We start from the raw sequence: 22,004 nt of genomic DNA on the forward strand, positions 1-22,004 counted from the left end.
TACGACGGAGGCCCGCTCCCCCACCGGGAGAACGGGCCTTCGTGGCGGTATGGGGTCGACCGGAACGGCTGACCGGGTGGCTCAGTGTTCGGCGGTGCGCCGGGTGCCGCTGTAGTACTCGAAGAGCAACCCACAGGCAGCGAAGATGACCGCCAGCAGACCGCCGCCGATCAGCCAGAACTGCCAGAACACCAGGCCCAGGCCGGCGGTCGCGGCGGCCAGAGCCAGGCCGAACGGCCAGTAGCTGCCCGGGCTGAAGAAGCCGACCTCACCGGCGCCGTCGGCGATCTCGGCGTCCGCCCGGTCCTCGGGGCGCAGGTCGATACGCCGGGACACGAACCAGAAGAAGCCGCCGCACATCGAGCAGAGCAGGAACGACAGCAGCAGGGCCACCGTGCCCACCCACTCGATACCGCCGGATGCGCCGTTTGTCCACGCGCCGTAGAGGATCGTCGCGCCGAAGAGGAACCCGGCGATGATCAGGAAGATACGCCACTCGGTCTTCATGCCGCTGCCTCAGCTTCCCGTGCCGGCCGGAGCGTTGTCCGGGTTGAAGTTGCTCCGCGTCCGCCGGGTGTCGAACGGCTGCGTGGTCTGCGCGTACGGCTGCTCACCGATCGCGGTCAGCGCGTCCTGCGTGGACTTGCCGCTCTGCTTGGCCGCCAGGAACTGGTCGTACTTCTCCGGCGAGACGACCCGCAGCTCGAAGTTCATGAAGGCGTGGTAGCTGCCGCACAGCTCGGCGCAGCGGCCGACGTAGGCACCCTCGGTCTCCAGACTGGAAACCTCGAACACGTTGCGGATCTTGCCCGGCATGACGTCCCGCTTGAACAGCAGCTCCGGCACCCAGAACGAGTGGATGACGTCGCGGCTGGTCTCCTCGAACCGGATGGACCGGTTGGTCGGCAGCACCAGGACGGGGATGACCTCGCTCGTGCCCAGCGTCGAGGCGGTGGTGCGGGCTTCCGTGCCCTGCCCGTCGCGGTAGTTGAACTGCCAGTTCCACTTGAACGCGACGACCTCGACCGTGACGTCCGGGTTCTTCGACAGCTTGTCGACGTCCGTCTGCACGATCGCCGTGTAGTAGAAGAGCACGGAGACGATCAGGATCGGCGCGATGGTGTAGAGGAACTCCATCGGCATGTTGTAGCGGGTCTGCACCGGCAGGGCGTTGCCACGCTTGCGGTACCGCACGACGCACCAGAAGATCAGGCCCCACACGAAGACGCCGACCGCCAGGGCTGCGATGCAGGAGGCGATCCACAGGTCGTACATCCGCCGGGACTCGGCCGAGATCCCGCCCTGCGGCCAGCCGAAGCCGCCGAACGCCGCACCGACGTCACAGCCCGTGAGCAGGACGAGCAGCGCCACGCCACCGAGACCGAGGCCGGCCACCCGACCGGCACCGCGCCGTCGGCGTCCGCCGATCCCTGGCGAGGCGCTGTGTCGTACGGCCACCGGCCGTACCTCCGAACTCCTTGCGACCACCTGGTCCTGCCTCCCTAGCGCGCCGCGGTGCGGTCTTCCCTCAGCACCGACGACAAAGGCGTCACCGACGGTCGCAGATTACTCGACCATGACGGCCTCGGCCGTGGTGGGGTCACTGTGCGCCCCCAATGGGGGGAAGCTCGCGATACCGCCGCGATAGCGTTGGGAACCGTGAGCGCGAGGAGTGAGCCGGGGTTGCGAGCCCCGCAGTCGCGAGCAGAAGGTGAATCCGTGAGCGCGAGGAGTGAGCCGGGGTTGCGAGCCCCGCAGTCGCGAGCAGAAGGTGAATCCGTGAGCGCGAGGAGTGAGCCGGGGTTGCGAGCCCCGCAGTCGCGAGCAGAAGGTGGACCCGTGAGCGCATCCCCGGTCTACCTGGACGCGGCGACCGCCGCGCCGCTGCACCCGGTTGCCCGGCAGGCGCTGCTGGCCGCCCTCGACGACGGCTGGGCCGACCCGGGAAAGCTCTACACCCAGGCCCGCCGGGCCCGGCAACTGCTCGACGCCGCCCGCGAAGCCACCGCGCAGACGCTCGGCGTCCGCGCTGACGAGCTGTCGTTCACCCCCAGCGGTACGACGGCCGCCCACGGCGCGGTGCTCGGTGCTCTGGCAGGGCGGTACCGGGCCGGTTCGGCGTTGGTGCACTCGACGATCGAGCACTCCGCGGTGCTGCACGCCGCCCAGCGCCACGTGGCGGCCGGCGGCACCGCCAACCCGGTGCCGGTGGACCGGCTGGGCCGGCTGGACCTGACCGCCTGGTCGGACGCGGTCCTGGCTCCCGGCGTCGCGCTGGCCGCGCTGATCACCGCCAGTCACGAGGTGGGCACCGTGCAACCGGTCGCCGAGGCGGCCGCCGCGTGTGCCGACGCCGGGGTCCCGCTGTACGTCGATGCCGCCCAGTCGGTCGGCCGGGTGCCCCTGCCGGCCGGCTGGTCGGTGCTCAGCGCCAGCGCACACAAGTGGGGTGGCCCGAGCGGGGTGGGGCTGCTGGCGGTCCGCAAGGGCACCCGCTGGGAGTCACCCTGGCCGGCCGACGAGCGGGAGGCCGGGCGTACCCCCGGCTCGGTGAACCTGCCCGCGGTGGTGGCGGCGGCGGCGAGCCTGCGCGCGGCGGCGGCCGACGCCGCGGCCGAGGCGGCCCGGTTGGCGCCGCTGGTGGATCGGATCCGGGCGCGGGTCGCGGCGGAGGTGCCCGACGTCGAGGTGGTCGGCGATCCGGTGCTCCGGCTCCCCCACCTGGTGACCTTCTCCTGCCTGTACGTCGACGGCGAGGCGCTGCTGCACGCACTGGACCGGCGGGGGTTCGCCGTGTCGTCCGGCTCGTCCTGCACGTCGTCCACGCTGCGCCCGTCGCACGTGCTGGAGGCGATGGGGGTGCTCTCGCACGGCAACGTCCGGGTCAGTCTGCACCGGGAGACGACCGAGGCCGACGTGGAGCGGTTCCTCGCCGAACTGCCCGGGATCGTCGCCGGCCTGCGCGCCGAGGCCGGGGTGGTGGGGCTGTGACGATGCCGGACGAGGTGCTCGACTGCCGGGGTCAGCGCTGCCCCCTGCCGGTGATCGCGGCGGCCCGACGGATGCCCCAGGTGCCGGTCGGCACGGTCGTCCGGGTGCTCGCCGACGATCCGGCCGCGGCGGTGGACATCCCCGCCTGGTGCCGGATGCGCGGCCAGGAGTTCGTCGCGACCATCACCGGCCCCGAGGGCCCCGCCTACGACATCCGCCGCGCCCACTGAGACCCCCACTCCGCCCGGCACGTCGATCATGCAGTTGTGGCGGGCGCACAAGAAGCTGTCTGCCCACCATCACTTCATGATCGTCGCGGTCCGGGCGCGGGTTACGGCAGGAGGTGCGGGCGGATCTCGTCGGCGGCGGCGTCACCGTAGGACTCGGCGAGGCGCTTCACGAACAGGTCGCGGCGGACGTCGTACTCCTGGGTGCCGACGGTCTCCAGGACCAGGGTGGCCAGCAGCGAGCCGACCTGGGCCGCCCGTTCCAGGCCGAGGCCCCAGGAGAGCGCCGTGAAGAAGCCGGCGCGGAAGCCGTCGCCCACCCCGGTCGGGTCGACCGCCCGGATCTCCCGCGCGATCGGCACATGGATCGGGTCGATGCCGTGCCCGGCGATCTCCACGCCGTGCTTGCCCAGCGTGGTGACCCGCACCTTGACCAGGTCGAGCAGTTGCCCGTCGCTCAGCTGAGCCTTGCTCTGCAGCAGCGACTTCTCGTAGTCGTTGGTCATCAGGTACTCGGCGCCCTCGATCAGCGCCACCACGTCCTCGCCGGGCATCCGGGCGAGCTGCTGCGAAGGATCGGCGGCGAACGCGTACCCGCGGGTGCGGCACTCGGTCGAGTGGCGCAGCATCGCCTCCGGGTCGTTGGCGCTGACCAGCACCAGGTCCAGCCCGCCGAGCCGGTCGGCGACCGGGGCAAGTTCGATGTTGCGGGCCTCACTCATCGCGCCGGCGTAGAACGACGCGATCTGGCACATGTCGGTGTCGGTGGTGCAGACGAACCGCGCGGTGTGGGCCACCTCGCTGACGTGGACCGAGTCACAGTCCACACCGTGCCGCTCCAGCCAGGAGCGGTAGTCGGCGAAGTCCGCGCCCACCGCGCCGAGCAGCACCGGGCGCAGCCCGAGCTGCCCCATACCGAAGGAGATGTTCGCCGCCACGCCGCCGCGGCGGAGCACCAGGTCGTCCACCAGGAACGAGAGGGAGACCTTGTGCAGTTGATCAGCAAGAAGCTGGTCGGCGAAGCGACCGGGGAAGCTCATCAGGTGATCGGTGGCGATCGAGCCGGTGACGGCGATCTTCATGTCAACCCTCGGGGGTCGGGAGCAGGGCGCGGTCAGCCTACCGGCCCGGTCATCCGGAGGTGTCTGGTCGGTCGGACCACGGCCACCGCCCGTTTACCCCGCCCGGCGAGGGCCATCCGCGCCGCGGACAACGACGTCGGGGCCGCCCCGAAGGACGGCCCCGACGCGATGGTGCGGAAGGTGACTCAGTTGAACGAGTCACCGCAGGCGCAGGAGTTGCCCGCGTTGGGGTTGTCGATGGTGAAGCCCTGAGCGTCGATCCGGTCGGCGAAGTCGATCGTCGCGCCGGAAAGGTACGGGGCGCTCATCCGGTCGACGACGACTCCGACACCACCGAAGTCGGTGACGACATCGCCATCGAGCGAACGCTCGTCGAAGAAGAGCTGGTACCGCAGGCCGGAGCAGCCGCCCGGCTGCACCGCGACCCGGAGCCGCAGGTCGTCGCGGCCCTCCTGCTCGATCAGGGCCTTGACCTTCTGCGCCGCGAAGTCGGTGAGGACGACGGACGTGGAAGTAGGGGCCTTGGCCTCGGTCGACTCGGTCTGCGCTGGCGTGGTCACGTGGAAGTCTCCCTGCGCGGTATGGGTCCGGACGCACTGGCCAACGTCGCGCGCCGTCCAGTGATTCCCGGTTGTGGTCCGTTCCCGATCCTACGCCGCCCCGGCCGGACTCACCCGCGTGGCGTGACCCCCGCCCCAGGTCGACCCGGTCGCAGCCGCGCCGACCGCGCGGCCCGAACGCTCAGCGGCTCCACTGCCGGGCCAGTCGGGCGCCGACCTCACGCAGCCCGTCGGCGGGCCGGCTCATCGCGGCGGTGAGCCCACCGCCCTGCTCACCGCCGAAGTGCTCCACCAGGCTGTACACGTCGGTAACCCCCGCTGCGGCGGCCTCCCGCCGGCCGGTGCTCACCTGGCCGGCCACCACCACGCAGGGGACTCCCCGGTCGCGGGCGGCGCCGGCCACCCCGGCGACCACCTTGCCGCGCAACGACTGGTGGTCGAAGGACCCCTCACCGGTGATCACGAGGTCGGCGGTGTCGAGCGCGGCGTCCAGCCTCGTGGCCCTGGTGACCAGGCCGATGCCCGACTCGCAACCCCCGCCCAGGGCGAGGATGGCCGCGCCGATGCCACCGGCCGCACCGCCGCCGGGCAGCGTGCCGAGGCCCTCGGGGCAGCCGGGCAGCGCCCGCTCCAGCACCGCCGCGAAGCGCTCCAGCGCGGCGTCGAGCAGCAGCACGTCGGCCCGGTCGGCACCCTTCTGCGGGCCGAACACGTTGCTCGCCCCGTGCAGGCCGAGCAGCGGGTTGTCCACATCCGTGGCGGCGACCAGCCGGGCGCCGCGCAGCCGGGGAGCGCCGTCCAGCGCGTCGACCGAGGCCAGGGCGGCGCCGCCGTACGGCAGTGCCGCGCCGGTGGCGTCGAGCGGAGTCACGCCCAGCGCGGCCAGCATGCCCGCGCCGGCGTCGTTGGTGCCGGAGCCGCCCAGCCCGATCACCACCGTCCGGGCCCCGCTCTCCACCGCGGCGGCCACCAGCAGGCCCAGCCCGTACGACGTGGTGGCCTTCGGGTTCCGCTCGGCGACGGTCAGCAGGTGCAGCCCGCACGCCTGGGCGCTCTCCAGGTAGGCGGTCGTCCCGTCGGCGGTGAGCAGGATCTCACCGGCAGCCGGCCGGCCCAGCGGGTCGACCGTCCGTACCGGCACCCGCCGGCCGCCGAGGGCCTCGGCGAGCACCTGCACGAAGCCCGGCCCACCGTCGGCGAGCGGCCGGATCAGCAGGTCGTCGTCGGCCGCGACGCTGCGCCACCCGGCGGCCACCGCGGCGGCCACCTCGGGCGCGGGCAGGGTGCCGGCGAACTTGTCCGGGCAGAGCAGCACACGCATGCCGAGCAGTGTGGCAGCCCACACCGACGGAAGCTGCGGCGCGTCCGCGCTGTGGGACCATGGACCACGTGACTTCGACCTGGGTGGAACCCTCCAACACGGCGACGGCTCTGCTGCTGCTCGGCCGGGGCAGCGACCCCGACACCGAGCGCGGCGTCGAGTGTCCGGGCGACCTGCCGGCGCCCAGCGACCCCGACCTGGTGGCCCGCGCCACGGCCGCGAAGGCGAAGCTGGGCAACAGGGTCTTCGTGCTGGGGCACCACTACCAGCGCGACGAGGTGATCCAGTTCGCCGACGTGACCGGCGACTCGTTCAAGCTGGCCCGGGAGGCCGCGGCCCGTCCGGACGCGGAGTACATCCTCTTCTGTGGCGTGCATTTCATGGCGGAGAGCGCCGACATCCTCACCACCGACGCGCAACGGGTGATCCTGCCGGACCTCGCGGCGGGTTGCTCGATGGCGGACATGGCCGTGCTGGGCCAGGTCGAGGCCGCCTGGGACACGCTGACCGACCTGGGTATCGCTGGCGAGACCGTGCCGGTGACGTACATGAACTCCTCGGCCGACATCAAGGGTTTCGTCGGCCGGAACGGCGGCGTGGTCTGCACGTCCTCCAACGCCAAGCGCGCGCTGGACTGGGCGTTCGAACAGGGGTCGAAGGTGCTCTTCCTGCCCGACCAGCACCTGGGCCGCAACACGGCGGTGCTGGAGATGGGCCTGTCGCTGGACGACTGCGTGCTCTACGACCCGCACAAGCCGGGTGGCGGGCTCACCCCGGAGCAGCTGCGCAACGCCAAGATGATCCTCTGGCGGGGGCACTGCTCGGTACACGGTCGGTTCACCCTGGAGAGCGTCAACGACGTACGGGAGCGGGTGCCCGGGGTCAACGTGCTGGTCCACCCGGAGTGCCGGCACGAGGTGGTCACGGCCGCCGATCACGTCGGCTCGACCGAGTACATCATCAAGACCATCGAGGCGGCCCCCGCCGGTTCGGCGTGGGCGCTCGGCACCGAACTGAACCTGGTCCGCCGGCTGGCGCTGGCGCACCCGGACAAGCAGATCGTGTTCCTGGACAAGGCCGTCTGCTACTGCTCGACGATGAACCGGATCGACCTGCCGCACCTGGTCTGGGCCCTGGAGGAGCTGGTGGCGGGCCGGGTGGTCAACCAGATCACGGTGGACGCCGACACCGCGCACCACGCCCGGGTGGCTCTGGATCAGATGCTCGCCCTGCCGGGCGCGGACACCCCGCCGCCGACCCCGATCTGATCACCGTCGGTAGCGCCCTTGGTACGCAAAAGCACCCGATCACCGATTAATGCCACACACGCCGATGTGACCGAGTCCTTTTTCGTCACCGAGGGCTATGCTGCCGGAGCGACGACGCAAAGCGGGCCGTTTCGATCTGGCCGCACCCGGGGCAGCGACAGAGTGACGCCCCCACCATCAACACGACAGCACCGACACGCTGGAGGTTGCGTTGACCGACGACGTCCTGGTCGTGCACGGAGGCACTCCGCTCGAAGGGCGGATCCGCGTGCGCGGCGCGAAGAACCTGGTTTCGAAGGCGATGGTCGCCGCGCTGCTTGGCGACAGCCCGAGCCGGCTGTTCGACGTGCCGAAGATCCGCGACGTCGAGGTGGTCCGGGGCCTGCTCGGTCTGCACGGCGTCAAGGTGACCGACGGCTCCGAGGACGGCGAGCTCGTCTTCGACCCCGCGAACGTGGAGAGCGCCAGCACCGACGAGATCAACGTGCACGCCGGTTCCAGCAGGATTCCGATCCTGTTCTGCGGCCCGCTGCTGCACCGGCTCGGGCACGCGTTCATCCCGGACCTGGGCGGCTGCCACATCGGCCCCCGGCCGATCGACTTCCACCTGGAGGCGCTGCGCCAGTTCGGCGCCGTCGTCGACAAGAAGCCGCAGGGCATCCACCTCGCCGCGCCCAACGGGCTGCATGGCACGAAGTTCGCCCTGCCATACCCGAGCGTCGGGGCCACCGAGCAGGTGCTGCTGACCGCGGTGATGGCCGAGGGTGTCACCGAGTTGCGTAACGCCGCTGTCGAGCCGGAGATCATCGACCTGATCTGCATCCTGCAGAAGATGGGCGCGATCATCAAGGTGCACACCGACCGGGTGATCGAGATCCAGGGCGTGCCCAAGCTGCACGGCTACACCCACCGACCGATCCCGGACCGGATCGAGGCGGCGAGCTGGGCAGCGGCCGCTCTGGCCACCCGCGGTCACGTCGAGGTGCTCGGCGCGCAGCAGGCCGACATGATGACCTTCCTGAACATCTTCCGCTCGGTCGGTGGCGAGTACGAGGTCACCGACGCCCGGGCGCCGAAGCTCGGCGACCCCGGCCAGGAGGGCGGAATCCGCTTCTGGCACCCGGGCGGCGAGCTGAACGCGGTGGCGCTGGAGACCGACGTGCACCCCGGGTTCATGACCGACTGGCAGCAGCCGCTGGTCGTGGCGCTGACCCAGGCCCGCGGGCTGTCGATCGTCCACGAGACGGTCTACGAGCAGCGGCTGGGCTACACCGAGGCACTGAACTCGATGGGCGCCAACATCCAGGTCTACCGGGACTGCCTCGGCGGCACCCCGTGCCGCTTCGGCCGGCGCAACTTCAAGCACTCTGCGGTCATCGCCGGGCCGAGCAAGCTGCACGCCGCCGACCTGGTCATTCCGGACCTGCGGGCCGGCTTCAGCCACCTGATCGCGGCGCTCGCGGCCGAGGGCACCTCCCGGGTGTACGGCGTCGACCTGATCAACCGGGGCTACGAGGACTTCGAGGCGAAGCTCGCCGACCTCGGCGCGCACGCCGAGCGTCCGTAACCTCCGACACCCGTTCGCTACGACAACTCCGGTTTGACTGGCGGCCATAATTCGGCCTCCGCGCCGCCGGGCGGCGTTCCGGACCGAAGAAGGGCCGGTCGCACGCCGCACCGCGACCTGGAGCCGTCGGCCCGGTGCACCGCGATGTGCACCGGGCGCGGGACGTTGGCTACCCTTGCCGCGTGCCGTCGCTCTTTCGCCGCAAGTCCACCGACCTCGTCGACGAGGCCGTCTCCTCGGTGACCCCTGAGGAGACCGCCGATCGGTCCCGGGGTTACACCCCGGCCAAGGGTCGGGAGACGCCGAAGCGGCCGACCGCCGGCCGTCGCCCGGCCGGCCCCACCCGCCCCCTGACCAAGGAGGAGGAGCGGGAGCGCCGCCGTCAGTTGCGCGCCGAGGCCGCGTCGGAGTTCCGCCGCGAGGGCGGCCCCCGTGACCGCGGCCCGGAGCGGCTGCTGGCCCGGAACGTCGTCGACTCCCGACGTACCATCGGCACCTGGTTCTTCGGCGGCGCGTTGATCGTGCTGATCGGGTCGAACGCGGCGATGCCGGCGCTGGTCCGGTTGATCTCCAATGTGCTCTGGGGCGCGTTGGCGCTCGGCGTGATCGTCGACTCGGTGCTCATCTGTCGGAAGATCAGCAAGCTGGTCCGGGAGCGCTTCCCGAAGACCGGCCAGCGGATGGGTTCGCTCTTCCTCTACGCGGTCATGCGGTCGATCACCTTCCGTCGCATGCGCGCCCCCGCCCCCCAGGTCAAGATCGGCGACAGGGTCTGATCCCGGCTCAGGGCACGCCGAGCAGGCGCAGCACCGCCGCAGTGGCGGCGGCACCCACCACCACCAGCACGAACGGCACCCGCCGCCAGGCGAGCAGTAGGCCGACCAGCACTCCGGCCGGTCGCGCCCAGCCGGCGAACCGCCCGGCCTCGGTCAGTGCCGCGGTGGCGGCCAGCGCGGCCAGCAACGTGGCGGCGGCCACGGGAAGCAACCGGCGGGACCACTCGGGCAGATCCAGTCGGTCCCGCAGCAGGACACCGGTCAACCGGAAGCCGTAGGTTCCGGCGGCCAGGGCCAGGATCACCGCGATCAGCACGACACCTCACCGCCACGCTCGACGCCAGCACACGCGGGCTGGCCAGGGCTGGCGTCGCCGGTGGCGTTCGATCGGCGGCGAATGGCGACCGCAGCCGGGCCGACAAGGGCGAGCAGTACCGGCAGCCCGGCCGGCAGGAGCGGCGTGGCGAGGACCGCCAGCACGGCCCCGCCCAGCGCCGCGTGCCGCGTGTCCCGGTCACGCAGCGACGGCAGCAGCAGCGCGATCAACCCGGCGGGAAACGCGGCGTCCAGGCCCAGCGCCGCCGGATCGCCGATCGCGCCACCGGCGAGCACGCCGAGCAGGGTTCCGACGTTCCAGGCCAGGAAGAGCAGCGTGCCGGCCAGCCAGAACGCCCGCCGCCGCGCCTCGCCGGCCGGTTGGGCCAGGCTGAACGCGGTCGTCTCGTCGGTCATCAGGTGGCTGCCGAGCAGCCGGTGCCGCAGCCGGGGGCCGATGCTGTCACCGAGGGCGAGGCCGAACGGCAGATGTCGGGCGTTGAGCAGCAGCCCGGCCAGCACCGCGGCCAGCGGGCTGCCGGCGGCCAGCAGGCCGACCGCCAGGAACTGCGCGCCGCCGGCGTAGAGGACCGCGGACATGGTCAGAGTGGCCCACACCGGCAGCCCGGCGGCGATCGCCACCGCCCCGAACGAGGCACCCACCGCGATCATGGCGGCGCCGAGTGCCAGCACGTCACGGAGCATCCGGGTGACGGCTGTTCGTTGTACCGTACGCATGGTTCACCATGCTGGACAGATCAGCGGTGTTCGTCAAACCGAACATTGATCCAATGGAGCGAACGCATGCCTCCCGAACCGGCCGCCCCGCTGGCCACCATCGCCGCAGCCCTGCGCCGGGAGCGGGAACGGGTCGGCATCTCGCTGACCGAGCTCGCCCGCCGGGCGGGAGTTGCCAAGTCCACCCTCTCGCAGCTCGAGTCGGGGACCGGCAACCCGAGCGTGGAGACGCTCTGGGCACTCGGCGTGGCACTCGGCGTGCCGTTCAGCCGGCTGGTGGAGCCCGCCGGCGACACCATCCACGTGATCCGTGCCGGAGACGGGCCGCGGGTCCGCTCCGAGCAGGCCGACTTCACCGGCACACTGCTCAGCGCCGGGGCTGCCCACCTGCGCCGGGACGTCTACCTGATCGAACTGGAGCCGGGGGCGGTCCGGGCCGCGGAGGGGCACACTCCCCGCAGTGTCGAGCACGTGGTGGTCGCCGCCGGCCGGCTGCGGGTGGGGCCCGAAGCGGGCATGGTCGAGCTCGGCCCGGGCGACTACGCGACGTTCCCCGGCGACGCCCCGCACCGTTACGAGGCGCTGGCACCCGGCACCTTCGCCGTACTCGTCATGGAACATCCCTGATCATGGGCGGCGGGCCCGCCGGGGCCGATGAACCGGCAGGTGAGGTATCGTCGGAGACCTGATTTCGGTTATCAGCCCAAATGTCCGAAACCATGGGATAACGTTTGCGCCCGTGGGCGGTGCCACAGTGGCGGTGGACGAGCCCACGCCGTTACCCTCCATCGGCAGCCACGCCCTCCCGGAATGGGCGACTCGACCGGCACGCGGGGCCCCAGCGCGACAACTTGCAACGAGGTGACAACGCCGTGAGCGAGCGGACGCGAGCCGGCCACCGGGGTGTGGCAGGCGGCGACCGGACGCCCCGCGATCACCAGGGCGCGCTCACGGACAACCCTCGTCCCACGCAGACCGGCCGCTCGGCCGGATCTGGCGACGGGCTCGACGGATGAACGGCCGCTACACCGACCGGTGGCAGGACCCGAACGAACCGTCCTGGGTGGTCGAACCCACCACCGAGTGGCACCCCCAGTTCCCCGGCCAGCGCTACGCCGGCGACATCGGTCTGGCCCAGCAACCGTCCCCTCCGCCGCGCGGCCGGGCGACGGTGGTCGGCCGCACCGAAATCCCGCCGCTCGCGCCCACCCGCGCGGACGGCACCTACCTCGGCCGATCCTGGGCCGACGAGGAGCCGGCCAAGCAAGCCCCCAACGGCCGGTCGTGGGCCGACGAGGACCAGGCCGGGACGCCGACGTACGGCCGGTCGTGGGCCGACGAGGACCAGGCCGAGACGCCGACGTACGGCCGGTCCCGTGGCTCGGTCGATGCGCCGGCACAGGACCGGGCCGACGGCGCCCCGCGCTACGACCATGAGCCGTACCGCCGGCCGCTACCCGAACCGCCCCGGCGCGACGAGCGACGCTCCCCGGAGTCCGACCGGCGGACCGCCTGGTCCGACCGGCGCCCCGGCGACGAGCGAGCGCCGGCCCGGGAGGCCGCCTGGCACCGGGAGCAGCCCGCCGAGCGGTACGACACCCGCCAGCCCCGGCAGGAGCCCGCCGACCGGGACCGGGGGTACCGGCCGGCGCCACCGGTGTCCCCCGCGCCGCGCAGCGGCTGGGTACCGGAACCGGAGGAGGCGCCCCGTCGGGGCGGCACGGCCGAGCGTCCAGCCTCCGGACACGAGCGGCACCCCGACGACGGGTACGGCACACGGCACTCCGACGGGTACCGCACGCGGCCCAGCCGGGGCCACGACGGCCGGACAGCCGACGGTTGGGCCGACGACGGGGCCGGGCAGTGGGCGACCGTGGACGGTCGCTCGCGGTATCGCGACGAGAGGTCCCCCGAGGACACCCGCCACCCCGATCGGCCAGCGGACGGCGCGCGCCGCCCGGAGCGCGCTGATGACGTCCGCCGCCCGGACCGCGCTGCGGAAGACCGCCGCCCGGACCGCCCTGTCGACGACCGCCGCCCGGACCGCGTCTCAGAAGACGCGCGGCCGACAGCGCGGGCCCGAACGGAGTCCGGAGTCGGCGCCCCCAGCGAGTGGCGGTCCCACCCGGACGAGCGGGTCGGCGGCGCACCGCAGACATCCAACGGCGGACGCCGCCGCCGACCCGAACCGGAGACACCCGCTCAGCCGCGTCGGGATGACGAGCGGCGTCAACCCGACGCTGACCCGTACCGGCAGCAGCCCCGCGACGCGGCGGCCCGCGGCGCGGCGCACCCGGACCGGCGCCACCGGGAGGGCCCCCGCCCGGACACCCACCGCGAGGACGCCCACCGCGAGGACGCCCACCGCGAGGCCCGTCCGCAGCCGGGCCAGCGACCGGACGGCACACTGCCCTGGCCGCCGCCGGGTCCGATACTCCCGGACCGCACGCGCGAGGCCGGCTATCGTGCCGATCAACGCCAGGTCGCCGAACCGCACCGCATTGCCGGGCCGGACGGGCCGTCGCGGACGGGCACCCGGCCCGAGAGGCCGACCACCGAGCCATCCCGGTACGACGACCGACCCGCGCGCCCCGCCGCCACGGCTCCGCCCGCGCCGGCCACCTCCGGCCGGGCCGCCCCGGTCCCGCCGGTCGCCCCGGAGCGACCGGTGTCGCCGGCTCCCACCGTGTCCGGCTCCGACCGGCCGATCTCGGCCGCTCCGATCTCCCCCGCCCTGGGCTCGGCCACCCCGGCAGAGCACGCGCACCGACCGGCGGACCGTGCTCCGTCCGGTTGGTCGGATCGCGACCGGCCGGTGTCGGCGGTTCCGATCTCCCCGGCGACGGACGGACCCGTCTCGGGTCCCCCCGCAGCCCGGCTCCGGCTTGAGTACCTGCCTGCGCCGGTGGACCCTCCGCTGTCCGACGAGCGGCCGAACCCGTCGCCACCGGAACGCCGTACGTCGGCACCGGTGGCCGACGCACGGCTCACCGCGCCGCCGCACTATCCCGGCCCGGGCACGGCGAACCGCTCCACAGAGCAGCGGAGCGGCGCCGAGCCGACCCCGGAGCGCCCGGTCAGCGGGCAGGGCCCCGTCCCACCAGCCGACCAGCGCCCGAGCGCTCCGGAGCGCCCGACCGCGCCGGAACGGCCCGCTCCGACGGCGGCCGCCCGTCCGACGGTCGCGCCGCCACCCGCCTGGCAGGTCCCGGATCCGCCGGCTCCCCGGCCGGCCCCGACGGCCCCGGCACCGGCGGCATCGACACCCACGGCGGTGGACCCCGAACCGGTACCTCCGATCAGCCCCGGCAGGCCGCGCCGGTACGTACCACCGCCGCCGTCAGAACCGCCGGTGGCCTCCGCTCCGGCGCCGGACGCCGCACCCGTCACCCGTGGCCCGGCCGCCTGGTTCAGCCCCGCCCCGGCGGCGGAGTCCGAGCAGGACGAGCCGACGACAGATCCCCGACCGACCGGGACAACCGACGACCGGTCGACGGCGGACGGTTCGTCCGACTCCTCGGCACCGAGCACGGTCGTGGAAGGCCGATCGGTACCGTTCGACGGACCGACCGGCGACGGTCGCCAGACCCATCCGCGCCCCGAAGTGGCGGTCGAGCCGGTCGTCACCTCTCCGGCACCGCCGGCCCGGCCGGTCTCCGCACCGCCCGCACCACCAATCTCCGCACCGCCCGCGCCACCAATCTCCGCACCGCCCGCGCCACCGGTCTCCGCACCGCCCGCACGGCCGGTCTCGGGTGCACCCCGCACCTGGGCCGACGATGTGCGCGACGACGCACAGCCCGCCAACGAGTCGACACCGATCGGCGAGGACCGGCCGGCCTCCGGTGCTCCGAACGCCGCACCGCGGGACCACCAGACCCGATCCGCGGCCGAAGCCGACCAGCCCGTCTCCGGCCTGCCGGACGCGCCGACCTCCGACGCGCCGACCGGCTGGGCGGACGATCGCCGCGCCGACCCCGAGCCGCTGGACCGGCCGACGTCGTCGCCACCGGCCTACGCGTACCCGCCGATCCCCGCGCAGGCGAACCGACCGATCTCCGCGCCTCCCGGAGGGGACACCGACCCGGCCGAGCGCGATCCGGCCGGCGAGGAGACCGATCCGCCGTACGACCCGGCATCGGACGCGTCCACCGATCGGGGCACCGTCGAAGCGGTGGCCGGTTCGCAGCCCGACCACCGGCCCGCCGACGGTCCGCCGACGGCCCGAACCGTGTCGACAGACCTGGACGCGGAGCACCCCGTCTCGGCACCACCCGTAGCCGCGACGCCCCCACCGCCGCTCGACGACCTGACCGCGCCCCCGGCCTCGGCACCGCCCGCCGCTTCCGTTCCCGGACCACCCGAAGCGCCGCTGTCCGCACCGCCGGTTGCCGCGACACCCACCGCCACGGCACCGATCTCCGCGCCACCGGACGCGACCGCACCGATCCCCGCGCCACCGGACGCGGCGGAACCCGTCTCCGCGCCACCGGACGCGACCACACCGATCCCCGCGCCACCGGACGCGGCGGAACCCGTCTCCGCGCCACCGGACGCGACCACACCGATCCCCGCGCCACCGGACGCGGCGGAACCCGTCTCCGCGCCACCGGACGCGGCGGAACCCGTCTCCGCGGCACCGGACGCGGCCGCACCGATCTCCGCGCCGTCGATCCCCGCGCCGTCGATCGGGGCCGCACCGACTTCCGCGCCGCCGGACGTAGCCGCGCCGGTCTCCGCGCCGCCAGCGTCCCGGCGTACGGCCGCAGCCGTTCCCGGGCCTCGGAACGGGTCGTCCGAGGCGACCGAGCCGGTGTCCGCGCCGCCGACGGCACCCCGCCGGACGCTGGCCGACCAGGGCGACCCGGAACAGGTCCTCGCGGCGTACCGCTGGCGGCTGGACCCAGTCACCCTGCGCGAAGAGCTGACCGAACCCGACGCGTTACGGGCGATCCGCCGGCGGTTGACCGAGAAGTTGGGCTCGGCCAACGACAACCGGGCCAGGGCCCGACTGCTCAGCCTGCGGGCGGTGGCGTCCCGGATCCTCGGCGATCTGGACGACGCGCTGGCCGACGGCCGGCTCGCCCTCACCTACGCCGAGGCCACCGGCGAGTTGCGCCGGACCTCGCTGGCGCAGGCCCGCCTGGCCCACGTGCTGCGCTGGCGCGGAGACTTCGCCGAGGCCGACCAACTCTTCGCCCAGGCCAACTCCGTCGAGCTGCCCGACCGTCTGCGGGCGGCGCTGCACGAACACGCCGGTCGGTCCTGCTACGACCAGGGCCGGTTCATGGAGGCCTGCCAACACTTCGAGCACGCGCTCGATCTGCGGGGCGCCGGCGACGCCGACCTGTTGGACCGCGTCCGGGTGGCTCTCGACGCGGTGTTCGTCCGGGCCACGGCGGAGGGCTTCGGGCCGTACCCCCGGGGTCGCGACGACGTGCTCGACCGTGACCGTCCCCCGCTGCTCGAGCGGGACGGACAACTGTGGGGGTACGCCGACGCGGACGGCGACCTGGTCATTCCCGCCCGGTTCGCCGAGGCGCAGCCGTTCCACGACGGGCTGGCATGGGTCCGCCGTCCGGACACCGACCGGTGGTCGCTGATCAACCTGCTCGGTACGACGGTGATCCCGCCCACCTATCGCGCGGCGCGACCGTTCAGCGACGGCCTGGCCTGGGTCGCCGACAGCGCGAACGGCTGGCTGGCGATCGACGCGACCGGGGCGGTGCAGGTCCCTCCCGGTTTCGCCGACGTGCGGCCGTTCCACCGTGGGGTGGCCGTGGTCCGGCGCGAGGGGTGGGGTGCGGTCGACCGGACCGGTCGGATCGTGGTGCCGACCCGGCACCACGGGTTCGTCACCGAGCTGGCCGACGGCCAGCAGGTCGACGGTTTCACCGACGAGGGCCTCGCGGTCGTCGACGTGGCCGGTCGGCGCGGTGTGGTGGACCGCACCGGCGCGGTGCTGGTCGCGCCGGCGCACCCGTTGCTGGTCATCCACCCGGTGGCGTTCCTGGTCGGCAGCGGCACCGGTCGGTGGGGCGCGCTGGACCGCAGCGGCGAACCGCTGATCGAAGCGGTGCACCACGATCGCGAAGCGGTGCTGGCGGAGATCGACCGGCTGCTCACCGACGCGAATCCGGTGCTCTGAACGTCGGTTCGACGGCCGGAAACCGCCGGGCTAGGGTCGAGTCATGGAATTCCGACACCTGGGCCGTTCCGGCCTCTTGGTCAGCGAGATCTCGTACGGCAACTGGATCACCCACGGTTCGCAGGTCGAGGAGGACGCGGCGTTCGCCTGTGTCCGGGCCGCCCTCGACGCCGGCATCACCACGTTCGACACCGCCGACGTGTACGCCGGCACCCGGGCCGAGGACGTGCTCGGGCGGGCGCTGCAGGACGAGCGCCGCGAGGGTCTGGAAATCTTCACGAAGGTCTACTGGCCGACCGGGCCCGGCCGCAACGACCGCGGCCTGTCCCGCAAGCACATCCTGGAGTCGATCAACGGCTCGCTGCGTCGGTTGCGCACCGACTACGTGGACCTCTACCAGGCCCACCGGTACGACCACAGCACGCCGCTGGAAGAGACGATGGAGGCGTTCGCCGACGTCGTGCACTCGGGCAAGGCGCACTACATCGGTGTCTCCGAGTGGAGCGCGGAGCAGTTGCGCGCCGCTCACCCGCTCGCCCGGGAGCTGCACATCCCGCTGATCTCCAACCAACCCCAGTATTCGATGCTCTGGCGGGTCATCGAGGCCGAGGTCGTGCCGGCCAGTGAGGAGCTGGGCATCGGCCAGATCGTGTGGTCGCCGATCGCGCAGGGCGTCCTGTCCGGCAAGTACCTGCCGGGGCAGGCGCCGCCGGCCGGCTCCCGTGCCACCGACGAGAAGTCCGGCGCGAACTTCATCTCCCGCTGGATGACCGACGACGTGCTGACCCGGGTTCAGCAGCTGAAGCCCCTCGCCGAGCAGGCCGGGCTGAGCATGGCCCAGCTCGCCGTGGCGTGGGTGTTGCAGAACCCGAACGTCTCCTCGGCGATCATCGGCGCGTCCCGCCCGGAGCAGGTGCACGACAACGTGAAGGCGGCCGGCGTGAAGCTCGACGCCGACCTGCTCAAGGCGATCGACGAGATCGTCGAGCCCGTGACGGAGCGAAACCCGGACAAGACCGAGTCCCCCGCCCAGCGCCCGTAGCGTCCGGCCCCCAACCTCGTCGATCCAGGTATTGCTGCGTACGGAGATCGACAAGCAGCGATAGCCCTGGATCGACGGGGTCGGGGGTGGGGGGTTAGGTTTTCCAGAAGCGGATGAGCTCTAGGCCGGCGGCGTAGAGCCAGGGGGGCAGGCCCAGCAGGTCTCCCACTGCGAAGACCGCGTCGAAGAACCAGCCGCCGATGCGCGGGTTCCACAGCAGCGCGAAGAGCAGCAGGAAGCCGTACGGGGCGAACAGGTCGTACATCCGCCGCCACTGCGGGTTGAGCCACGGCTGGATCATGTTGCCGCCGTCGAGGCCCGGAACGGGCAGCAGGTTCAGCACGCTGGCGGTGATCTGGAGGAAAGCGAGCAGTGCCACTCCGGCCCAGAACTCCTCCGGCCCGCCCGCCGGAGCGCCGATCCGTATCGCCGCCACCAGCACCAGCGTGAACAGCACGTTGGTCGCCGGGCCGGCGAGACTGACCAGGGTGTGCCGCAGCCGGCCCGGGATGGCGTGCCGGTCCACCCACACCGCGCCGCCGGGCAGGCCGATGCCGCCGAGGAGCACCACCGCCACGGGCAGCACGATCGACAGCAACGGGTGGGTGTACTTCAACGGGTTGAGCGTCAGGTAACCGCGATGGGCGATGTCCCGGTCGCCGGCGCGGAACGCCACCACCGCGTGGGCGTACTCGTGCAGGCACAGCGAGACCAGCCAGCCGGAGACCACGAAGAGGAACACGTCGAACCGGACGCTTCCGTACCCCTTCCAGGTCAGCAACCCGCTGACCGCGAAGAGGGTGACCAGACCCAGGAAGACCGGGCTGGGCCGGAACGCCGCCCGTGGCACGCCGAGCACGAGGCGTTCCCCGCCCGGCCGGTCGTAGCCCATCACTCGGCCGTGGGCAGCAGGCTCATCCGGTAGTCCACCCGGTCGTCCTCGACCAGCGCGACCGAGGTGACGCCGGACGCCGCGAGCTCCCGCCAGGTCTGACCGATCCAGGATTCGGCGTCGGCCTGGCTGCCGAACGACTCCGCCGGTCCCTCGACCGTCTGGCCGTCCGTGCCCTCGTACCGCCAGCTCCACGCCATGCCGCGTCTCCCCTCGCCGCTGAAGTCCCCGTGGGACGAACCCTCGCCAGCGTAGTCGGCCCGACGCGCAACGACCTCTCGCTCGCCACCGGCCTCGACCGACGGGTTGATCAACCGCCGTCGGGAGCGCCGGGCCGGCAGGCAGCGGGACACCGCGCGGCCTTAAGGTACGGGCATGTCCGTTGACGGGTGGAACACGGTCCTGGTGCTCGGCGGTATCCGGTCCGGCAAGTCCGAGTTCGCCGAGTCCCTGGTCACCGACGCGCCGGTGGTCCGCTACCTCGCCACCGCGCCGGAGGGGGATCCGGAGGACACCGAGTGGGCGACCCGGCTCGCGGCGCACCGCGTCCGGCGGCCGGGCAGCTGGACCACCGAGGAGACCGCCGCCGAGCCACGCCGTCTGGCCGACGTGCTCGAGTCCGCGCAGCCCAACGAGACGTTGCTCGTGGACGATCTGGGCGGCTGGGTGACGGTGCTGCTCGACCCGGATCACCAGCCCGCCGACGACGTGGCGACGATCGCCGAGCTGGCCGAGGCGATCCGCACGTGTGCGGCCCGGGTGGTGCTGGTCAGCCCCGAGGTGGGGTTGTCGTTGGTGCCGACCACGCCGCTGGGCCGGGCGTTCACCGACGCGCTCGGGGCGGCCAACCGCGCGGTCGCCGACGCCTGCGACGCGGTGGTGCTGGTGGTCGCCGGCCAGCCCGCCTGGCTGAAGCCGGCCGTCGCACCCGTGGCCACCACCGGTTCCGCCCCGGCGGCCATCGCCCCCGTGCCGACCGTGACCGCGCCGAGCGCAACGAGTTACACCGACACCGAGCCCACTCCCGAGGTTCAGCTGCCGGACGTGCTGACCCACGCGCCGCCGGTCGTGCCGAACCAGGAGCCCGGCAACCCCTGGGCGGCGCCGACCATGGCGCTGCCGATGGTGGCCACCGGCCTGGTCATCCAGCCGGGCATGGAGCTGCCGATGCCCGACGAGTACGCCGGCCCACAGGCCGTGGACCGGCTGGCCACGCTGGATGTTCCCGGCGCCGGGCTGGGCGTGCTGGACCGGGTGGTCGGCTTCGCCGCGGCCACCCAGGGCACCGCCACCCCGGTCGCCTGGGGCTCGGTGCGGGTGCTGCTGCTGCGCGGCGACCACGCGGGCGGCGCGTCCGCCGGAGCGACGCTTGACGACTCGGCGCGCAGGGCCGCGCAGGCCCGCGCCGGTCGGGGGGCGTTGGCCCGGCTGGCCGCGGAGAGCGGCGCCAGCCTCCAGGTGGTGGACACTCCTGCCGCCGCCGCCATGGAGGACCAACCGGCGCTCACCCCCGGGCAGGTGGAGTCCGCGCTGCGCTACGGCTGGCGGCTGGCCGAGCAGGCCGCCGACGCCGGCGTACAGCTGCTCGTGCTGGGTGCGTGCGGCGTCGGCACCGAGGCGGCCGCCGCCGCGGTGCTGGCGGCCACCGCGGGCGCGGAGCCGCAGGCCGTGCTCGGCCGGGTGATCACCGAGTCCGGCGAGATCGACGACGCGGCGTGGATGATCCGCTGCGCGGCGGTGCGGGACGCGCTGCACCGCACCCGCCGCTCGCCACGGGGCGCGAAGGACGTGCTGGCCGAACTGGGCGGCGGCGACGTGGCGGTCGCCACCGGCGTGCTGCTCGGCGCCACCGCCCGTCGGGTGCCGGTGCTGCTGGACGGGCCGGTCGGCCTGGCCGCCGGCATGATCAGTCGGGATCTGGCGGGGCAGGCGCGGCACTGGTGCCTGCTCGCCGACCACGGCGGGCACCCGGCGGTGCGGCTGGCCGCCGACGTTCTCGGCCTCACCCCCCTGCTCGACCTGCGCCTGGACCTCGGCGAGGGCGCGAACGCGCTGGTCGCGCTGCCGCTGCTGCGCTCGGTGCTGGCGCTGGCCGCCGCGCTGCCGGTCCACCCGTCGCTGGCCGGCGAGGAGCCCGACGCGGCCCCGGATGAGCCGGACCACACCGATCCGGAGTTCCTCGAGCCGGAACCGGACGGACCGGGCCCGGCCACCACCGGGGCCGACGAGCAGCCGGCGTCGGGCTGGCGTGCCGGCTGAGCCACGGCTCGTCGCGGGAGCTCGGCTGGCCGTCACCACGTTCACCACCCTGCCGGTGCGGGCCGGGCGGATCGACCGCCCGGTGGCCGGCAGCGCGATGGCGCTCGCCCCGCTGGTGGGCGCGCTGCTCGGTGCCCTGCTGGCCGGCGTCCTCCTGCTGACCGGCGCGCTGGCTGCACCGCTGGTGGCCGCCGGTGTGACGGTGGGCGCCGCGGCGCTGCTCACCCGAGGTCTGCACCTGGACGGGCTGGCGGACACCGTGGACGCGCTCGGCTCGTACCGGCGGGGCGCGGCCGCTCTGGAGATCATGAAAAAGCCGGACGTCGGCCCGTTCGGCGTGGTCGCCCTGGTGGTCGTACTCCTGGTGCAGGCGGCGGCACTCGCGGACCTGGCGGGGCGGTCCTGGCCGGCGTGTCTCGCGTCGGTGGTCGCGGCGACCGCCGCCGGGCGGTTCGGCGTCACGATGGCCTGCCGCCGGGGAGTGCCGGCGGCCCGGCCGGACGGGCTCGGCGCGCTCGTGGCCGGCACGGTCGGCCCGGTGGCGCTGGCCGCGGGCGCGGTCGCCGTCCTGCTGCTGGCGGTACCCGCGGTGCCGGGCCGGCCGTGGCAGGGGCCGCTGGCCGTCGCCGCCGCGCTCGCCGTCGCGGTGCCGCTGCAGACCCACGTGGTACGTCGGCTCGGCGGGATCACCGGTGACGTGCTCGGCGCGACCGTCGAGGTGGTCACCACGCTGGTCTACCTGGGTCTGGTGCTGTCCGGCTGAACAGGGCAAGGCAGGCCGGGTAGCGTTCGGCTCGACAGCACCGGCGCCGCCACCG

Annotated in this window: 19 protein-coding genes; 10 read left to right on the forward strand and 9 right to left on the reverse strand. The window is 73.5% G+C overall.

Annotation, left to right across the window (positions count from 1 at the left end; translation table 11 throughout):
- Positions 1 to 81: 81 nt before the first annotated feature.
- Together ACLJN9_RS10960 and coxB are read right to left on the reverse strand one after the other, a co-directional pair.
- Positions 82 to 507 (reverse strand): cytochrome c oxidase subunit 4, encoded by a 426-nt coding sequence (locus ACLJN9_RS10960; protein WP_410811058.1) that lies wholly within the window; start codon positions 505 to 507, stop codon positions 82 to 84.
- A gap of 9 nt (positions 508 to 516) precedes the next feature.
- On the reverse strand, positions 517 to 1,488 hold the full coding sequence (gene coxB, locus ACLJN9_RS10965) for a cytochrome c oxidase subunit II (protein ID WP_410811059.1): 972 nt from the start codon (positions 1,486 to 1,488) through the stop codon (positions 517 to 519).
- A gap of 351 nt (positions 1,489 to 1,839) precedes the next feature.
- Here coxB and ACLJN9_RS10970 point away from each other — a divergent pair, with 351 nt between their 5' ends.
- Both ACLJN9_RS10970 and ACLJN9_RS10975 read left to right on the forward strand, forming a co-directional pair.
- On the forward strand, positions 1,840 to 2,991 hold the full coding sequence (locus ACLJN9_RS10970; RefSeq protein WP_410811060.1) for a cysteine desulfurase family protein: 1,152 nt from the start codon (positions 1,840 to 1,842) through the stop codon (positions 2,989 to 2,991).
- Positions 2,988 to 3,221, forward strand: coding sequence for a sulfurtransferase TusA family protein (locus tag ACLJN9_RS10975; RefSeq protein WP_410811061.1), 234 nt, complete (start codon positions 2,988 to 2,990; stop codon positions 3,219 to 3,221). Before ACLJN9_RS10970 ends, ACLJN9_RS10975 begins: the two co-directional genes overlap by 4 nt.
- Positions 3,222 to 3,322: 101 nt before the next feature.
- Here the strand turns inward: ACLJN9_RS10975 and ACLJN9_RS10980 are convergent, their stop codons facing one another.
- The 3 genes from ACLJN9_RS10980 to ACLJN9_RS10990 form a co-directional block, all read right to left on the reverse strand.
- A complete protein-coding gene (locus tag ACLJN9_RS10980) occupies positions 3,323 to 4,300 on the reverse strand; it encodes a carbohydrate kinase family protein (RefSeq protein WP_410811062.1) in 978 nt (325 codons plus the stop codon).
- 185 nt (positions 4,301 to 4,485) lie between these two features.
- Positions 4,486 to 4,860 (reverse strand): iron-sulfur cluster insertion protein ErpA, encoded by a 375-nt coding sequence (gene erpA, locus ACLJN9_RS10985; protein ID WP_410811063.1) that lies wholly within the window; start codon positions 4,858 to 4,860, stop codon positions 4,486 to 4,488.
- 181 nt (positions 4,861 to 5,041) lie between these two features.
- Complete coding sequence (locus ACLJN9_RS10990) at positions 5,042 to 6,181, reverse strand: glycerate kinase (protein WP_410811064.1); 1,140 nt, start codon at positions 6,179 to 6,181, stop codon at positions 5,042 to 5,044.
- Between the two features lie 68 nt (positions 6,182 to 6,249).
- Between ACLJN9_RS10990 and nadA the strand changes: the two genes are divergently transcribed.
- The 3 genes from nadA to ACLJN9_RS11005 all read left to right on the forward strand — a co-directional run bounded on the left by nadA (position 6,250) and on the right by ACLJN9_RS11005 (position 9,792).
- Positions 6,250 to 7,449 (forward strand): quinolinate synthase NadA, encoded by a 1,200-nt coding sequence (gene nadA / locus ACLJN9_RS10995; protein WP_410811065.1) that lies wholly within the window; start codon positions 6,250 to 6,252, stop codon positions 7,447 to 7,449.
- A 211-nt stretch (positions 7,450 to 7,660) separates the two neighbouring features.
- The gene (murA, locus tag ACLJN9_RS11000) at positions 7,661 to 9,016 is read left to right on the forward strand and encodes a UDP-N-acetylglucosamine 1-carboxyvinyltransferase (protein ID WP_410811066.1); all 1,356 of its coding nucleotides are present in this window, start codon (positions 7,661 to 7,663) and stop codon (positions 9,014 to 9,016) included.
- A gap of 182 nt (positions 9,017 to 9,198) precedes the next feature.
- Positions 9,199 to 9,792 (forward strand): DUF3043 domain-containing protein, encoded by a 594-nt coding sequence (locus ACLJN9_RS11005; protein ID WP_410811067.1) that lies wholly within the window; start codon positions 9,199 to 9,201, stop codon positions 9,790 to 9,792.
- Between the two features lie 7 nt (positions 9,793 to 9,799).
- Here ACLJN9_RS11005 and ACLJN9_RS11010 read toward each other — a convergent pair whose 3' ends face one another.
- Together ACLJN9_RS11010 and ACLJN9_RS11015 are read right to left on the reverse strand one after the other, a co-directional pair.
- Positions 9,800 to 10,108 carry an AzlD domain-containing protein gene (locus ACLJN9_RS11010; RefSeq protein WP_410811068.1) on the reverse strand — a complete coding sequence of 103 codons (309 nt, stop codon included), beginning with the start codon at positions 10,106 to 10,108 and terminating at the stop codon, positions 9,800 to 9,802.
- Positions 10,102 to 10,845: an AzlC family ABC transporter permease gene (locus ACLJN9_RS11015; protein WP_410811069.1), complete on the reverse strand. Its 744-nt coding sequence runs from the start codon at positions 10,843 to 10,845 to the stop codon at positions 10,102 to 10,104. The genes ACLJN9_RS11010 and ACLJN9_RS11015 overlap by 7 nt, the downstream gene beginning before the upstream one ends.
- 66 nt (positions 10,846 to 10,911) lie before the next feature.
- Between ACLJN9_RS11015 and ACLJN9_RS11020 the strand changes: the two genes are divergently transcribed.
- From ACLJN9_RS11020 to ACLJN9_RS11030, 3 genes are all read left to right on the forward strand, one after another.
- Positions 10,912 to 11,472, forward strand: coding sequence for a helix-turn-helix domain-containing protein (locus tag ACLJN9_RS11020; RefSeq protein WP_410811070.1), 561 nt, complete (start codon positions 10,912 to 10,914; stop codon positions 11,470 to 11,472).
- A 385-nt stretch (positions 11,473 to 11,857) separates the two neighbouring features.
- Positions 11,858 to 16,993 carry a WG repeat-containing protein gene (locus tag ACLJN9_RS11025; protein WP_410811071.1) on the forward strand — a complete coding sequence of 1,712 codons (5,136 nt, stop codon included), beginning with the start codon at positions 11,858 to 11,860 and terminating at the stop codon, positions 16,991 to 16,993.
- Between the two features lie 43 nt (positions 16,994 to 17,036).
- Positions 17,037 to 18,035, forward strand: coding sequence for an aldo/keto reductase family protein (locus ACLJN9_RS11030; protein ID WP_410811072.1), 999 nt, complete (start codon positions 17,037 to 17,039; stop codon positions 18,033 to 18,035).
- A 94-nt stretch (positions 18,036 to 18,129) separates the two neighbouring features.
- On the opposite strand, the gene ACLJN9_RS11035 is transcribed toward ACLJN9_RS11030, so the two are convergent.
- Positions 18,130 to 18,927 (reverse strand): site-2 protease family protein, encoded by a 798-nt coding sequence (locus tag ACLJN9_RS11035; protein WP_410811073.1) that lies wholly within the window; start codon positions 18,925 to 18,927, stop codon positions 18,130 to 18,132.
- A complete protein-coding gene (locus ACLJN9_RS11040; RefSeq protein ID WP_007463228.1) occupies positions 18,927 to 19,127 on the reverse strand; it encodes a hypothetical protein in 201 nt (66 codons plus the stop codon). Before ACLJN9_RS11040 ends, ACLJN9_RS11035 begins: the two co-directional genes overlap by 1 nt.
- 175 nt (positions 19,128 to 19,302) lie before the next feature.
- On the opposite strand from ACLJN9_RS11040, the gene ACLJN9_RS11045 reads away from it, so the two are divergent.
- The gene (locus ACLJN9_RS11045) at positions 19,303 to 21,186 is read left to right on the forward strand and encodes a bifunctional adenosylcobinamide kinase/adenosylcobinamide-phosphate guanylyltransferase (RefSeq protein WP_410811074.1); all 1,884 of its coding nucleotides are present in this window, start codon (positions 19,303 to 19,305) and stop codon (positions 21,184 to 21,186) included.
- Complete coding sequence (locus ACLJN9_RS11050) at positions 21,176 to 21,949, forward strand: adenosylcobinamide-GDP ribazoletransferase (RefSeq protein WP_410811075.1); 774 nt, start codon at positions 21,176 to 21,178, stop codon at positions 21,947 to 21,949. Before ACLJN9_RS11045 ends, ACLJN9_RS11050 begins: the two co-directional genes overlap by 11 nt.
- Positions 21,950 to 22,004: the final 55 nt, after the last annotated feature.

The organism is Micromonospora sp. 067-2 (assembly GCF_046549295.1).
Classification (GTDB): domain Bacteria; phylum Actinomycetota; class Actinomycetes; order Mycobacteriales; family Micromonosporaceae; genus Micromonospora.